Source organism: Yersinia massiliensis (assembly GCF_003048255.1).
In the GTDB taxonomy this organism is placed as follows: Bacteria; Pseudomonadota; Gammaproteobacteria; order Enterobacterales; family Enterobacteriaceae; genus Yersinia; species Yersinia massiliensis_A.
In genome coordinates, this window is the sequence record NZ_CP028487.1 from 3,103,256 (window position 1) to 3,120,048 (window position 16,793).

Consider the following 16,793-nt stretch of genomic DNA (forward strand, 5'->3'; position numbering starts at 1 on the left):
GCCAGACAAAAGCGACTCCTTGACGTTATAAGCATTTCCACTAGAGTGTATTTTCGTGGGTTGCTGATGTTTTAACCAATGCTAACGTTTTAACCAATGCTGACGGTTTAACCACTTTGCACTCACTTTAACCAGCGATTACCTCATCTCAAACTAGAATAGCCTTGCGAGGGACGTAGAAGTATGGAGACGGGTACTGTTAAATGGTTCAATAATGCCAAAGGTTTTGGCTTCATTTGCCCCGAGAACGGTGGTGAAGATATATTCGCTCACTATTCAACTATCCAGATGGATGGTTACCGAACGTTAAAAGCCGGTCAGATGGTTAACTTTGATGTCCACCAAGGGCCGAAGGGTAACCATGCCAGCCTGATAGTGCCACTTGGGTTAGATGTGGTATTACAAACAGACATACCGCAGGAAATGGCTGCACTAGCCTGACACCACGCACTCATTCGCATTAATACCATGGCAACTCCATCACCGAAAACACACCGGTGACAGATGTGTTTCTGGAGGCTATCGCCAAACACGCCATGGCGTCTCAAAATGCCAGTCAATCATGACTGGCATTTTTATTCCCCTATTATGCGGGCTTAATAGATGTGGTCAATGGCCGGCATCGATTCATTCTTATGACCGTAAAAATCATCACTGTGGTCATCTTCTCATCCGAATCGATATTCGCTCAGTCATTACTCTCGCGCTAAAGCATCAATCGGGTTGAGTCTGGCGGCACTTCGAGCCGGCAGATAACCGAAAACTACCCCGATCACGGTTGAGCACAAGAACGCACTGAATAACGCCATCGGTGGGAAAGTAATTTGCCAGTTAGGTAAAAACATTTCCACGATCAAACCGATGGCGAAGGAGAGTGTTATCCCCAGCGCCCCCCCCACCAGACAGACCAAGATCGCCTCTATTAAAAACTGCTGCATGACATCACTCGATCGCGCGCCCACTGCCATGCGAATACCAATTTCACGGGTACGTTCAGTGACGGATACCAACATGATATTCATCACGCCAATCCCGCCAACCACCAGTGAAATCACCGCCACCAATGTCAGGAACAATTGCATGGTGCGGGTGGTTTTTTCCGCCGTCTGCAGCAAGCTGTCCATGTTATAGGTGAAAATGTCTTTTTTGCCATGCCGCATGGTCAACAACCGAATCAGCTGTTGCTCAGCCTCTTTGCTGTTATAACCTTCTTTAATCCGCACCGTGATCGAATCGAAGTATGAACGCCCCATCAAGCGACTGGCCATCGTGCTATAGGGCACCCAAATCCGCAGTGCTTTGCTACTGCCAAACATGGACTGTTTCTCTTCCACAACCCCCACCACGGTCGCTGGCATATTCCCAACCAATATCACTTGCCCCACGACATCGTTTATATGGGGAAATAGCCTGCGTTGGGTATTACGGTCAATCACGGCGACTTGTGCTTGACGCTCAACTTGTTCACGCGTGATGGCTGTGCCTTGTTCGAGCTTCATGCCGTATACGCGAAAATATTGTTCACTCACACCCGACACACTGGCTGCCACATCGATATTGCCGTATCGCAGCCGCATACTGCCAGCGATGGTTGGCGATACCGCACTGACATAGGATTGCTCTTTCAGCGCCGCCATGTCCTCATAAACCAGTGCTTGTCGTGTGCTGGGATCATCATCACCAAAATCTTTGCCGGGATAGATATCGATGGTATTCGTCCCAATCGCACGGATATCCGCGAGTACCATCTGTTTAGCCGCATCCCCGACCACCAATATGGAGACAACAGAAGCAATCCCAATGATGATGCCCAACATCGTCAACGCAGTGCGCATTTTATTGGCCGACATAGCACGCCAAGCCATTAACAACGCCTCACGGAAACGGCCCGTCAGTTGCTGCCACGAAGGCGCGGGCGGCGTGAGACTCGTGACTTCCGACGTTGCAACGGCGGCGACTGTTTTGGAGCCAGAATCTGCCATGATACGGCCATCTTTAATTTCGATGATCCGTTCTGCTTGAGCCGCAACAGTCGGGTCATGGGTCACAATAATGACCGTGTGTCCCTGTTGCTGTAACTGCTTTAGGATCGCCATGACTTCAACGCTAGAATGGCTATCCAGTGCCCCTGTCGGTTCGTCGGCAAGAATAACCTGCCCACCATTCATCAAAGCTCGGGCGATACTGACACGCTGCTGCTGCCCACCCGAGAGCTGATTAGGCTGATAATCAACTCGCTCTTCTAATCCCAAACGGGTCAGTAGCATTTTCGCCCGTTCGCGTCGCTCCTGCTTACCCAAACCGGCATAGACCGCCGGAACCTCTACATTATGGGCCGCACTGAGATGCGGTAGCAGGTGGTATCGTTGGAAAATAAAACCAAAATGCTCGCGACGCAGTGCCGCCAGCGCGTCATTATCTAACGTGGCAACATCTTGGCCAGCAACACTGTAGACACCTGCACTTGGCTTATCTAAGCAACCAAGAATATTCATCAGCGTTGACTTACCCGAGCCTGAAGCACCGATAATGGCAACCAGCTCACCCGCATTAATCGTCAGTGAGACATCCTGCAATACATCAACCGTTTCGCCACCAGACTGATAACTCCGGCGAATGCCTTTTAATTCAAGCAATGCCGTCATTATGCTTCCTCCATGCCGCCGCGGCTGACGATGACCTCCTCACCGACGTTTAAACCTGCCACTATCTGCGCATCCACATTATTACGAATGCCAATGGTCACTTCGCGTTTCTCTTCTTTGCCGTCTTTTAGCACCGCAACTTGATAACGATTAGTGCCTAACTCCTCACCTAATGCCGATAATGGAATCACGACGGCTTGTTTCACATTTGCTAACTCAATGGAAACCTGTGCGGTCATCTGCAAACGTAACACTCGGTCAGGATTCGGCACTTCAAAGCGGGCCGAATAAAAAATCGCATCATTCACTTTTTCCGGTGTCGGCTGAATGTCTTTTAGCACACCATCGAAACGCTTTCCGGGGTCACCCAACACGGTAAACGAGGCTTTCATCCCCGGTTTCAAATGGATCACATCGGCTTCTGAAACCTGTGCATTAACCAGCATGGTACTCATGTCTGCCAACGTCAGAATATTCGGCGCCTGTTGAGCCGCAATAACAGTCTGGCCTTGCAAGGTGGTGATTTGCACCACATCACCGGCCATTGGGGCAGAAATTTTGGTGTAATCCAAATTAATATTGGCGGTATCCAAACTGGCCTTGGCTTTATTAATTTGCGCATTAATGGTCTCAACTTGCGCTTTTTTCACTGCCAGCGTTGTACTGGCTTGGTCCAGATCCTGACGCGATACGACCTGAAGTTTTGCCAGATCTTGCTGACGGCGCAACGTCACTGCTGCCAGTTGCATTTCCGCTTTCGCTTGTGCCAACTGAGCATTCAAATCTTGTAGTGTCGCTTCCACTTCTTTGATTTGGTTTTGCGCCTGTTGCGGGTCGATCATCGCCAATAGCTGTCCTTGCTTCACTTGATCGCCAATTTCTACGTACAGTCTTTCCAACTGCCCACTGACCTGCGCGCCCACATCTACTTTGCGCACTGCATCAAGTTTGCCCGTTGCCAAGACATTCTGCTGCAAATCACGATGGGCGACTTTGACTGTCTGATATTGAACCGGCGCTGGTGCCATTAAGTGTTTAGCGAGGAAAAAACCTCCGATAATCACTACGACAAGTACCAAGAGCCACCGGCGCTGAGTGCTACTGAACGGCATCAAATTAATTACCTTCCCTTAATTTTCTTCTTCAAATTGCCGAAATTACCATCGGAAATTCTCATTTAGTTAAACGAAAACTCAATATAACCATGCTACCAGCGAATCCTAAGATGCATTGACACACTGTTTAGTTCCCGATTGTTTCAATAGCCCCGTAACGTCAATAGCGGCGAAAAAATAGTGATACAACGGATTTAATCATGCATAACATTAGTAACACCACATCAAACCCTAACAATATTAACTCTTGGGGGTTAATCGCATTGCTGTTTAAAGGCAATCCCGCGTTGGGCGGTTCATGGCATAAGTTGATGTTTCGACTTAAATTTATTGCCCGAAGCTTAATTTGCCCTAAATTAACCTTTAACTTGTTAGCCATTCTGGTGAAACAGCCGTTTCTGAGCAAAATGTTACGCAATCAACCTGATTTACCCTGTAAATTGCATCGCCCTTATTTGGCTAATACCTTTAATAATCGCCAAAAGCTGGCGGTATTACAGGATCATTTCGAACTCATAAATCAATGTATGCCAGCGTCATTACGGCACAATTATGCCCATCACTCGCCGTATAAATTGACTGAGCTAACCGGTAAGAATGAGGAGAAGTACTCTCTATATTTGGCCGCTATCGCGAGATTCAATAAAGAGGGTGAAATTACGCTGATGCTGACCAATGAGCAACAACAAACGCTGGCCGTACTGACGTTCAGTCTATTTTACTATCAACAGCAAAAAACATTGTTTATTGGTGGCTTACAAGGGGCCGATAACGAAACTCCCCACAGTGAAATTCATCTCAGCACCAAAGCGTGCCATGGTTTATTTCCTAAACGTTTGGTATTAGAAGCCGCCTGTTCTTTGGCGAAACTGATGGGCGCAACACAAGTCATTGCGGTTGGGAATACCACGCATATTTATCAAAATTGGCGCTATCGAGCGAAGAAGAAAGATAAGTTACACGCAGATTATGATAGCTTCTGGCGCTCATTGGGCGGGATACAATGCTCAAAAGGCCATTTCAGCTTACCCACACAGATTGCACGCAAACCGCTTGAAGATATTGCGAGCAAAAAGCGGGCGGAATATCGCCGCCGTTATCAGTTGCTTGATCAACTCGAAAGCGGCTTAGCTGCACATTTTATCGAGCGCTAAACGCAACACATTGTTACGCTAGTCTGCCCGCCCACGCGCGAGCCAAACAACACGCGAGAACATTTTTTTCAGTAACGGGGGGATTGATTCTACCCCCCAATCTCTGGCCTGACTGGTCACCTCAATGGCAAGATCTGGCTTGGAGGTGCGATGAATAGCTTTCTCAATCACCCTACGTGGCTGCATTTTTGCATTCATCGGTATTCCCGATACTCGGTGGTAAACATCATCAAAACCACCTCGATATAAAAAGTGCTCCATATCGGGTGCTGGCAAAATGGTTAAGCGATCCCGTTCATGATCATTTTCCGCCATTGTTCGTACCGTGGCAGCATACTTTTTGCCGGCATCATCGCCATCCGTCAGAACATGCCATTGGATCCCCATACGATTAGCGTACTTCAACAGCGGCCGTAAACCACTTTGGGCAAACTCAATCACTTTGACGCCCTCAGCTTCAAAATGATGGCCACACTGACGCGCTAGCTCATTGAGTAACCAGATTTCTGTTTCCCCCTCCACCATCAACCAGCAACGAGCGAATAAGGCTGAAGGCCGATTGAAGCGGATATGAAACGCGATGCGGCGGCTGTCTTCCGCACTCATGCCACGTGGTCCAATACGGTAAGTTGCCACCCGTGACGATTCACGTACCAACCGGCAAATGCTCTCCACAGGCACCAATGACACTAACTCACCGGAATTAGTGGTCGTAATTCGCTGTAGGGGAAGTTGGCTGAGTAACCCCCAAGCAACGGATAGCATAATGGGGTGCAAGCGAGTTTCAGGGTCTTCAACCAACAGTAAGGGGCGGGCATGAGGATCAAGGCTTAGCGGGCCTTTAGCTTGCAGTAACGTTGAGAACATACCCAATAATATCAATCGCATACTACGGCTATTGGGTTCAGCCACCATTCGGTTGATATTGTCGAGCGCCAGCCAAGCCTCACGCTCGGGTTGTGGGCGAAAGCGGTGGCTACGTACGCCGACTGACTGCGAGCCAAACTCAGCAAAATAATGCTCGAGTAGTTGACGCATGGCTTCTAGCCCTTGACGCAGTTCGGAGTTAGTCAATTTCTGTGGGTTGCGCACCAATTCACGGCTTAACTGATCTAACTGTTGGTTCAGCGCCACTTTGTCTGGCTGTTGACCATTTTCAAGGGTGGTATTACGCAGCCGACGCATAAAACGCGCATCACGTAGTCGCAGTACCGGATGAATGCGAATGACTCCCCGCGCCAATTTCTCAATATCATGCAACGCCAGCGGCTGGCCTTCTGAATCGAGGAATGTGCGCCAAGTGCACACGGTGCCATCATCAGCCAATTCACCTTCAACCCGATAATAAATACGATGCAAACCGTCATCATTATTTATCCATAGCGGGGCTAATTGGCGATAACGAGGCGCACGCCAATGGCCAATGTCTTTCTCACAGAAGGTAAAAATAATCTGTAAATGGCGCTCTTTCGCATTTTCATCCCCTGCCGGATAATAAAAATCCTGCACGGTGAAATGATAAAGTTGCGGTTCAGGGGATAAGAGTAACGTAAGCGCATCTAATAAGCTGGATTTACCCCAAGCATTCTCACCGATCAACACGGTATTATCATCAAGGTTCAATGAAATACGATTGATACCGCGAAAACCGACTATATCAACGCGTTCAAGATACATGCTACGCCTCCGGTGCGAATGGAATCATACTGTTACTACGAGATGACATTGATTTCTAGATGACATTGATTACTAGATAACATTGTTAAGTCGGCAAGCATAGCGGATTATATTGAAAATATGAGGTAAAAATCCTTATCTGCCAGATGATAAAGCGATATTTATGCTGCTTTACTCTGCGGGAATTTTTAGATAGCTTATTGCAGCACTGAGCACTATTGCTTATCTGATATTGGTACTGGTTGTTCTAACCACCGTGTCACTCATCCCCGCATAATAATCTTAACCGCAAAACAGGACGGTATAACTCGTGTATTCAGGATTGCTGATCATTCTTTTGCCGTTAATCGTAGGTTATTTGATCCCACTTAGCAGCAAGTCACTCATTCAAATGATCAACCGCTTATTAAGCTGGATGGTCTACGTGATTTTATTCTTTATGGGCATCAGTCTGGCATTTCTGGAAAATCTCAGTGCTAACTTGCTGCTGATCTTCCAATACACGGGCGTTTTTTTCCTCTGTATTTTTTGCGCCAATCTACTCGGGTTGTTTTTACTCGAGCGTAAATTACCTTGGCGGAACACACATCGTCAGGAAGCATTACCTTCGCGGCTGCATATGGCGTTGGAATCATTAAAATTATGCGGTGTGGTGATTATCGGTTTTCTGCTGGGGTTGAGCCAATGGGCATGGCTACAATTTGCGGCAAAAGGCAGCGAACTCGCACTGATCTTCCTGCTGTTTTTAGTCGGTATCCAATTGCGTAACAGTGGCATGACACTGCGCCAAATCGTGCTGAACCGCCGTGGCACTATTGTGGCCTTTATCGTCGGCATCAGTGCATTACTCGGCGGTGCACTCGCCGCTGCATTAATGGGGTTACCGATTAAAACAGGGCTGGCGATGGCTTCTGGTTTCGGTTGGTATTCACTGTCCGGTATTTTGCTGACGGATGCATTTGGCCCAGTGATCGGCAGCGCGGCCTTCTTCAATGACTTAGCGCGGGAATTGGTGGCGATCATGCTTATCCCAACGCTAGTTCGCAGTAGCCGCTCAACGGCGCTAGGCTTGTGTGGTGCGACTTCAATGGACTTTACCTTGCCCGTATTGCAGCGCAGTGGTGGGCTAGAAATGGTCCCTGCGGCCATCGTCCACGGATTTTTATTGAGTCTATTGGCACCAGTATTGATCGCATTCTTCTCGTCATAATGATCACTTTGCGCGGTGAGTCGCACAACTCACTGCGCATCGCCCTCGCAGCAAAGTGAATAAATTCTCATTCTCAGCAAAAATTGCGCCAAATCAAAACAAGTGAAAGTTGCCTTAAATAGGCCTTTTTAAACCAGCCAGACATCACTATGCTTTTAAACATGCATTACAAATGCACTTTTAAAAGGAAAAATAATTATGTTCTGTGTGCAATGTGAACAAACCATCCGGACACCTGCGGGCAATGGCTGCTCTTACGCGCAGGGGATGTGCGGCAAAACGGCAGAAACCTCTGATTTACAAGATTTATTGGTTGCCGTGCTACAAGGACTTTCAGCGTGGGCATTGACTGCGCGTGAAGTGGGTATCGTTGATCACCAGATTGACAGCTTTGCACCCAGAGCCTTCTTCTCTACCCTAACCAATGTGAATTTCGATTCAGACAGAATCATCGGTTACGCCAAAGAAGCGATTTTACTCCGCCAATCACTGGCAATTCGTTGTCGCCTGCTCGACAGCACGATTACCGTTGATCACCCCTTAGCTGAACTGCAACTGCTGTCAGATGACATCTCTGCCCTGCAGCAGCAATCACAACAATTTGCCTTGAATAACGACAAAGCAGAAATCGGCGATGACCTTCACGGTCTGCGGATGCTGTGTTTGTACGGCCTCAAAGGTGCGGCAGCCTACATGGAACACGCCCACGTATTGGGTCAGTACGATGAGCAGATTTATGCTGAATATCATGCCTATATGGCTTGGTTAGGCACGCAACCCCGTGACGTTGACACATTGCTCAATAACGCAATGGGCATTGGCAAAATGAACTTCAACGTGATGGCCATATTAGACGCAGGTGAAACCCAAGCTTATGGCGATCCACAACCAACGGCCGTTAACGTGCGCCCTGTCGCCGGTAAAGCTATCTTGATATCAGGCCATGATCTCAAAGACTTGCAAATGCTGTTGGAACAAACCGAGGGAACTGGCGTTAACATTTACACCCACGGTGAAATGCTGCCTGCCCACGGCTATCCTGAGTTAAAACGTTATTCACATCTGGTGGGGAACTACGGCAGTGGCTGGCAGAATCAGCAAACTGAATTCGCCAAATTCCCTGGCCCGATCTTGATGACATCCAACTGCATCATTGACCCGAATGTGGGCAACTACGGTGATCGCATTTGGACCCGTAGTATTGTTGGCTGGCCGGGTGTGAATCATCTGGAAGGTGATGACTTCAAGCAGGTGATTGATCAAGCACTGAGTCTGGCGGGCTTCCCGTACAATGAACTGGAGCATCTGATCACCGTCGGTTTTGGTCGTCAAACCCTGCTAAATGCTGCTGATACCGTGATTGATTTGGTCGCCACTAAAAAATTACGCCATGTCTTCTTGGTGGGGGGCTGTGATGGTAGCCGCACCGAACGCAGCTATTTCACTGATTTTGCCCGCAGTGTGCCGCAAGATTGCATCATCATGACACTGGCCTGCGGCAAATATCGCTTTAACAAACTGGATTTTGGCACACTAGAGGGCTTACCACGCCTGCTGGATGTCGGCCAATGTAACGATGCCTACTCTGCCATCATGCTGGCAGTGAAGTTATCAGAAAAATTAGGCTGCACCGTCAATGATTTGCCTCTCAGTTTAGTGCTGTCATGGTTTGAACAAAAAGCCATTGTCATCCTCCTGACTTTGCTGTCATTAGGCGTCAAAAACATTTATACCGGCCCAACCGCGCCCGGTTTCCTGACAGATAACCTGATGGGGATCTTGTACGAGAAATTTGGTATGCGCCCTATTACCACCGTTGAACAAGATATGAACGAGATTCTGGGCAGCTAAGCCTCTATTTTTCGATAGCTTAGCGTGAGGTCAATGTGACGTAAGTTCATCGAGCAATACCACCTTGCCCGGCCAGTGCAGTTTAGCGCCATTGGTCGGGCATGATTCCTATTTCTAGCCCGAAAATGACCTGATTTGTTGTGAGGCCCCGATGACCGATTTTATCCCAGCTGATTGCCCCACCGCCCTTTGTCCTAACCGTATGCAAGTCCACTCTATCGTGCAAGAAACCCCCGATGTCTGGAGCCTGCGGCTGATTAATCATGACTTTTATGCTTACTTACCGGGGCAATATGCTTTGGTCAGTATCCGCAACAGTGATGAAACCTTGCGTGCATATACCTTGTCCTCCACACCCGGATTAAGCCCTTTTATCCAACTGACTGTGCGCTGTTTAGTCCAAGGTGAAGGCTCCAACTGGTTAACCCAACACGTTAATGAAGGCGATTATCTGTGGCTTTCCGATGCTCAGGGTGAATTTACTTGTGCCCATGCTGATGATGACCACTACCTGATGCTGGCTGCGGGTTGCGGCGTCACACCCGTGATGTCAATGTGCCGTGACTTATTGGCTCAGCGTAAACACGCCGATATTCGGGTGATTTTTAATGTGCGTTCACCCGCAGATGTGATTTTTGCCGATGAGTGGCAACAGTTATTGCAGCGCTATCCACAACAACTGCAACTCACTTTGATGGCTGAGCAAGCCGCGACAGACGGCTTTATCGCCGGAAGAATCACCACTGATGTAATGCAGCATGTTGCGCCCGATATTACCCAGCGCCGAGTGATGACCTGTGGCCCAGCCCCCTATATGGATTGGGTCGAGCAATATTGCCGTGAGCAATCCGTTCCTGCGGATCATTTCCAGAAAGAGCAGTTCCGCACTGCGGATAGCGATATAGACACTAGCAATGAATTGACGATGACCATCAGCCACCCACTGAGAAGCGTGAAAGTTCCGGTCGGCACTTCACTGCTGTTTGCATTAGAACAGCATAAAGTCCCCGTCATGGCCGCCTGCCGCGCCGGTGTTTGCGGCTCTTGTAAAACACGCATTCTGCACGGTGAATACACCACCACCAGCACCATGACCCTCACTCCCGAAGAGATCGCCCAAGGCTATGTTTTGGCGTGCAGTTGTCAGCTACAAGGTGACGTTCAATTGGCATAAGTGTTTGACTAATGCCGTCACGGAATTTATCGCCCCATGCTACCCATCCATATTATCCATGGGGCAATTCCTCGCCTTAATAGAGCAAAAATGGTTAAACACGCCATACTTTGACCTCATAGAATAATGACTCGCCATTAATCATTGAGGGTACAAAGATGAAGCAAACTGTGGCAACACTGGTCGCTAAAACATTGGAACAAGCTGGCGTGAAGCGCATTTGGGGGGTAACCGGAGACTCACTCAACGGGTTAAGTGATAGCCTGCACCGAATGGGTACCATTGAATGGCTCGGCACTCGTCATGAGGAAGTCGCGGCTTTCGCCGCTGGCGCTGAGGCACAACTGACAGGGCAACTGGCCGTTTGTGCAGGCTCCTGTGGCCCCGGTAACCTGCATCTGATCAATGGTTTATTTGATTGTCATCGTAACCATGTGCCGGTATTAGCCATTGCCGCACATATTCCCTCAAGTGAAATTGGCAGCGGTTATTTTCAGGAAACCCACCCGCAAGAGTTATTCCGCGAATGCAGTCACTACTGCGAATTAGTGTCCAATCCGGAACAGTTACCACGTGTGCTCGAAATCGCCATGCGCAAAGCGATTCTTAACCGTGGGGTTTCAGTGATCGTGTTACCGGGTGATGTTGCGCTACAACCTGCCCCCGAAGAGGCGGCTATCCTGTGGCAAACACCGAAATTACCGCTGGTTCAGCCGCTGATGAGCGAGTTGAACATTTTGGCGCAAACGCTGAATAAGGCAAAAAATATCACGCTGATGTGTGGTAGCGGATGCGCCGATGCGCATGATGAAGTGGTGAAACTGGCTGAAATGCTGCAAGCCCCTGTGGTCCATGCGCTACGGGGCAAAGAACATATTGAGTGGGACAACCCTTACAGCGTGGGAATGACCGGTTTGATTGGGTTTTCCTCCGGTTATCACGCCATGATGAATGCTGATACGCTGGTTTTACTTGGCACCCAATTCCCCTACCGCGCCTTTTACCCCAGCAAAGCGAATATCATCCAGATTGATATCAACCCCGGCAGCATAGGGGCTCACTGCCCAGTGAACATGGCGCTGGTCGGTGATATCAAAACGACACTCAGCGCGCTGTTACCGCAGTTGGACGCTAAAAGTGATAACAAATTTTTAGAAAAAGCGCTGGAGCACTATCGCACCACCCGCAAAGATCTGGATGGGCTGGCGACCGCGAATGACAACCAACCGATCCACCCACAATATCTGGCGCAACAAATCAGCCGCCATGCTACGGATGATGCTATTTTCACCTGCGATGTGGGTACGCCAACGGTGTGGGCAGCCCGCTATCTTGAAATGAACGGCAAGCGGCGCTTACTGGGTTCTTTCAACCACGGTTCGATGGCCAACGCCATGCCGCAAGCCATTGGTGCGCAAGCTACCGCGCCTGACCGACAAGTGGTTGCTTTATGCGGTGACGGCGGTTTCACCATGTTAATGGGGGATTTCCTCACACTGGCACAGCTAAAGTTGCCGGTGAAAATCGTGGTATTTAATAACAGTGTGTTGGGGTTTGTGGCGATGGAGATGAAAGCCGGTGGCTATCTGACGGATGGCACGGACTTGCATAACCCTGACTTTGCCGCAATTGCCAATGCTGCTGGCATTAAGGGGATCCGAGTCGAAAAAGCCTCAGAACTGGATGCCGCATTGGAAAGTGCCTTTGCTCATCCGGGGCCAGTGTTAGTGGATGTGGTCACCGCCAAGCAGGAACTATCGATGCCACCACAAATAAAGTTCGATCAGGCCAAAGGTTTCAGCCTGTATATGCTCAGGGCCATTATCAACGGACGTGGTGATGAAGTCGTCGAACTGGCAAAAACCAATTGGCTACGTTAACACTTTTAAGGTAACGCTCAGGTTGTTATTCGCTCTCTAGGCTGAGTCATCAGCCTTTATCGCCCCACCATTAACCATCGACTATTAACCATGACGAAAGCGGCGACTTAGCCGCATTCGTCGCATTCCACTCTGCTGACTCATTCGAGTCTGAACCCTTATCATTGATAATGTTGCGTAAGCGAATAATGTGCCGTAAGCGGATAATGTGGCGTAAGCGACACTTTCTGTTTATCGCGCTATTAAATCGCTTATAGAGGCGTAGAGTCTTTTATAGATTAACTGTCATCACGTTCACTTTATAATCAGCAGGCTAATTGTATTGATGGTGGTATTTCTATGCTAAAAAAAGCGAAGTCAGGGGTATCAGCAACCGCTGAATTGACCTGTTTGCTCCGAGCAAAGTCATACGGCGAAAAAAGGCCGCAATTGAAATGTGATGATTACGTCGCGGTCATTCTGAGTCAGACCTTTCACTCGTTCTTTTCGATGATTCAGAAAACCTTTCTGTTAGGGGATGATGTCGTTAATCTCGCGACCCCTGTTGGTATTTATCCCTACATTGTCGCTCGCACTTTATATATCGATCAGATTGTGCAAAAAACGGCTGGGCGCTTCAGTAAAATATTTATTCTGGGGGCCGGTTATGATTCGAGAGCAATTCGTTTTCATCACTCCCTGCAACATAGTCGCATCTTTGAAATTGACCATCCGACTATGCAGCAAAATAAAATAGAGAAACTGGCCAAAGCTCACATCACGCCGCCATCTAATCTGACGTTTATTCCCCTCGATTTTAACCAACAAAATCTGGCTGACACACTGGCCGCCCTCCCGTTGCAGCCCGGCGAGAAATGCCTATTTTTGCTGGAAGGCTTGTTGATGTATCTGACCCACCCGCAGGTAAAATCGCTGTTCAGTGCCATCAGTGACTACAGCAGCGATGGTAGCCAGATTATTTTCGATTTTGTTTATGACCATCTATTAGTGAGTGACCATAAATTCGTGGCTACCTCTGCCATGACGGATGAATATGGCGTAAAAGAAAGTGTTGAAGGGGTTCGCAGCCTTGGTGAAGAATGGACATTTGGTATTGCAGAGAAAGGGTTAGACGCATTCCTCCAGCAATATGGTTTGACATTATTGGATAGGGCTGACGCGCGCGAATTGGAAAAACGTTTTTTTACTGATAACCAAGGGAAATGCCTAGAGAAAATTAATACTGCTTCATGTTTAGTTTATGCCACTCGAGAAATATCCTAATAAATCAGTGAATAATCACAATTTTATTCATTTTCCATTAATCTGATAAGCAATATTCACAATATCTATAAATAAAACCCGCCACGCCTTTCTTGTTTTATCAATCTGGCTATGATGAAGCATGCCCCTTTATTCTGACCGTGAGAAAATTATGCTGATCGATTTACGCAGTGACACAGTAACGCAACCTAACGCCGCGATGCGCAATGCCATGGCCAATGCTGAAGTAGGTGATGATGTGTATGGCGATGACCCGACAGTCAATGCGTTGGAAGCCAAAGCCGCGAGTTTATCAGGCAAAGAAGCAGCCTTGTTTTTGCCAACCGGTACACAAGCGAACTTAGTCGCATTATTGACTCACTGCCAACGAGGTGAAGAGTATATCGTTGGTCAAAAAGCGCATAACTACTTGTATGAAGCAGGCGGTGCCGCGGTACTCGGCAGCATTCAGCCACAACCCATTGATGCCAACGATGACGGCACCCTACCGCTGGATAAAGTCTTAGCCGCGATCAAACCTGATGATATTCATTTTGCCCAAACTCGATTACTCAGTTTGGAAAATACCCATAGCGGCAAAGTGTTGCCACTGGATTATTTACAGCAAGCATGGGCACTGACTCGGGTAAAGAAACTGGCGTTGCATATTGATGGTGCACGTATTTTTAATGCCGCCGTTGCACTAAATGTGCCGTTGAGCGAGATCAGTCAATATTGCGATACGCTGACGATTTGCCTCTCTAAAGGGCTGGGGACGCCAGTGGGATCGTTGTTGTGTGGCAGTGCTGAATACATCCAACGCGCGCGTCGCTGGCGTAAAATGACCGGTGGTGGCATGCGTCAAGCCGGGATCCTCGCCGCCGCAGGGCTATACGCGCTGGAACACAATGTCGCTCGATTAAAAGAGGATCACGACAATGCCGCTTGGCTCGAGCAACAGCTGCGCTCATTGGATGTCGATATTGTGGCACCCGGCGCGCAAACTAACGTGCTGTATATCAAGCAATCTGCCGAGTCTGCTGCCAAATTTGGCCCTTGGATGCGCGAACGCGGCGTATTAATCAGTGCTGGACCCATCACCCGAATGATTACTCACATCAATATCAGCCGCCAAGATCTGGAAAAAGTCGTGGCACTGTGGCGTGAATTTTTGCTCGAGCAACGCTCATGACCCCGCAACGGATATTAGTGCTTGGCGCGAGTGGCTATATTGGCCAGCATCTGATCCCTAAACTCAGCCAACAGGGCCATCATGTGACTGCCGCCGCTCGCCGGATCGAGTGGTTAAACGAGCAGCAATGGCCCGGTGTCCAATGCCGTTTTGTCGATCTTTACCAACCTGCCACTCTCAATGCTGCGTTACAGGATATTGATGTTGTCTATTTTCTGGTCCATGGCATGGGTGACGGGCAAGATTTGATTGAGCAGGAACGTATTGCAGCTAACAATATGAAGGCCGCACTGCAAGCGCCATCATCAACGGTGAAACAAGTTATTTATCTCGGCGCATTACAACCGGGGAATAACAGTTCATCCCACCTGATTGCCCGTAAACTGACCGGTGATTTGTTGCGCCAAAGTGGTCTTCCCGTGACAGAGCTGCGCGCCAGTATCATTGTCGGCCCCGGCTCTGCCGCTTTTGAAGTGATGCGCGACATGGTTTATAACCTGCCCATCCTGACACCACCACGCTGGGTACGTTCAAAATCTTCCCCCGTTGCACTGGAAAATCTGTTGGTTTATCTCACAGAAATGCTCAATCATCCGGCGCAAGAAAACCGTATTTTTGATGTCGCAGGGCCGGAATATATCAGCTATCAAACGCTGTTCGAACGCTTTATTGCCATCAGTGGTAAGCGGCGTTGGTTGATTCCAATCCCATTGCCCACCCGATTTATCTCGGTGTATTTCATCAGCATGATCACCTCAGTACCAACGCCCATTGCCAGCGCATTAATCGAGGGTTTGAACCACGATTTACCCGCCGATGGTGAAGCGTTGCAAGCGCTGATCCCCCAACAGTTAATTCGTTTTGACGATGCAGTCAAAGAGACGTTGCGCCGTGAGGATGAAGTGGTGGATTCCGCTGATTGGGGCTATGACCCCGAGGCTCGCGCCCGTTGGCGACCCGGTTACGGATTCTATCCGAAGCAAGCAGGTTGCCAGCTTTACACCACGGCATCGAGTGAAGCACTTTGGCATGTGGTACAGCAAATCGGTGGGAAAGAAGGCTATTTCTATGGCAACCCACTCTGGAAAATCCGTGCTTGGATGGACGATATTGCCGGTGGTGGTGTGGTTTATGGCCGCCCTGACCGTGACACGCTGGAGTTGGGTGATCTGGTTGATGGCTGGAAAGTCATTACCGTCAAACCATTGCGCCAATTAGCGATGATGTTCGGCATGAAAGCGCCCGGTTTAGGCCGGCTAACCTTTACTATCAAGGATATGGGTGGAAACCGCTGTTTTGATGTACGAGCATGGTGGCATCCGGCAGGTTTTAGCGGTTTACTTTATTGGTTTGTCATGATGCCGGCACATCTGTTTATTTTTCGTGGGATGGCAAAACGCATTGCCACACTGGCGGAACAGTATGATCGCGAGCATCAGCCTGGGATATTAGGGCAAAGCGAACCAAATTCAGACAAATCAGCGTAATGAACCAAAAGGCCGATAAATAGCGGTTATTTGTCGGCCTTTTGGCCCTTTTGTCATATTCTTCTCCAAAGTCATATTGCATAGCGCATCATTTCACGGAAGAATGGCATCTTATTTGCTGAGCGAATAATTCTATGCGCTAGCATTCTGATTTTTGGTGGGAACC

At 48.7% G+C, this 16,793-nt stretch carries 12 protein-coding genes; 9 read left to right on the forward strand and 3 right to left on the reverse strand.

Going from position 1 to position 16,793, the window contains the following annotated elements; all coding sequences use genetic code 11:
* The first annotated feature begins 183 nt into the window (after positions 1 to 183).
* Positions 184 to 441, forward strand: coding sequence for a cold shock-like protein CspD (gene cspD, locus DA391_RS14515; protein WP_050081425.1), 258 nt, complete (start codon positions 184 to 186; stop codon positions 439 to 441).
* A gap of 254 nt (positions 442 to 695) precedes the next feature.
* Here cspD and macB read toward each other — a convergent pair whose 3' ends face one another.
* Positions 696 to 2,645, reverse strand: coding sequence for a macrolide ABC transporter ATP-binding protein/permease MacB (gene macB, locus DA391_RS14520; protein ID WP_050081424.1), 1,950 nt, complete (start codon positions 2,643 to 2,645; stop codon positions 696 to 698).
* Complete coding sequence (macA, locus tag DA391_RS14525) at positions 2,645 to 3,757, reverse strand: macrolide transporter subunit MacA (protein ID WP_050081423.1); 1,113 nt, start codon at positions 3,755 to 3,757, stop codon at positions 2,645 to 2,647. The genes macB and macA overlap by 1 nt, the downstream gene beginning before the upstream one ends.
* A gap of 203 nt (positions 3,758 to 3,960) precedes the next feature.
* On the opposite strand from macA, the gene DA391_RS14530 reads away from it, so the two are divergent.
* Complete coding sequence (locus DA391_RS14530; protein WP_050286098.1) at positions 3,961 to 4,914, forward strand: VirK/YbjX family protein; 954 nt, start codon at positions 3,961 to 3,963, stop codon at positions 4,912 to 4,914.
* 18 nt (positions 4,915 to 4,932) lie between these two features.
* Here DA391_RS14530 and DA391_RS14535 read toward each other — a convergent pair whose 3' ends face one another.
* A complete protein-coding gene (locus tag DA391_RS14535; RefSeq protein ID WP_050081421.1) occupies positions 4,933 to 6,591 on the reverse strand; it encodes an ATP-dependent endonuclease in 1,659 nt (552 codons plus the stop codon).
* Between the two features lie 310 nt (positions 6,592 to 6,901).
* Between DA391_RS14535 and DA391_RS14540 the strand changes: the two genes are divergently transcribed.
* The 7 genes from DA391_RS14540 (at position 6,902) to DA391_RS14570 (ending at position 16,627) form a co-directional block, all read left to right on the forward strand.
* Complete coding sequence (locus tag DA391_RS14540; protein WP_050286099.1) at positions 6,902 to 7,801, forward strand: lysine exporter LysO family protein; 900 nt, start codon at positions 6,902 to 6,904, stop codon at positions 7,799 to 7,801.
* A 198-nt stretch (positions 7,802 to 7,999) separates the two neighbouring features.
* Complete coding sequence (hcp, locus tag DA391_RS14545; protein WP_206186967.1) at positions 8,000 to 9,652, forward strand: hydroxylamine reductase; 1,653 nt, start codon at positions 8,000 to 8,002, stop codon at positions 9,650 to 9,652.
* Positions 9,653 to 9,803: 151 nt separating this feature from the next.
* On the forward strand, positions 9,804 to 10,826 hold the full coding sequence (gene hcr, locus DA391_RS14550; RefSeq protein WP_108087907.1) for an NADH oxidoreductase: 1,023 nt from the start codon (positions 9,804 to 9,806) through the stop codon (positions 10,824 to 10,826).
* A 158-nt stretch (positions 10,827 to 10,984) separates the two neighbouring features.
* Positions 10,985 to 12,706 carry a ubiquinone-dependent pyruvate dehydrogenase gene (poxB, locus tag DA391_RS14555; protein WP_050286102.1) on the forward strand — a complete coding sequence of 574 codons (1,722 nt, stop codon included), beginning with the start codon at positions 10,985 to 10,987 and terminating at the stop codon, positions 12,704 to 12,706.
* Between the two features lie 339 nt (positions 12,707 to 13,045).
* Positions 13,046 to 13,969, forward strand: coding sequence for a class I SAM-dependent methyltransferase (locus DA391_RS14560; RefSeq protein ID WP_050873283.1), 924 nt, complete (start codon positions 13,046 to 13,048; stop codon positions 13,967 to 13,969).
* 151 nt (positions 13,970 to 14,120) lie between these two features.
* On the forward strand, positions 14,121 to 15,140 hold the full coding sequence (ltaE, locus tag DA391_RS14565; RefSeq protein ID WP_050081485.1) for a low-specificity L-threonine aldolase: 1,020 nt from the start codon (positions 14,121 to 14,123) through the stop codon (positions 15,138 to 15,140).
* Entirely contained in the window at positions 15,137 to 16,627 is a 1,491-nt protein-coding gene (locus DA391_RS14570; protein WP_050286104.1) for a DUF2867 domain-containing protein, read from the forward strand. Before ltaE ends, DA391_RS14570 begins: the two co-directional genes overlap by 4 nt.
* Positions 16,628 to 16,793 lie beyond the last annotated feature (166 nt).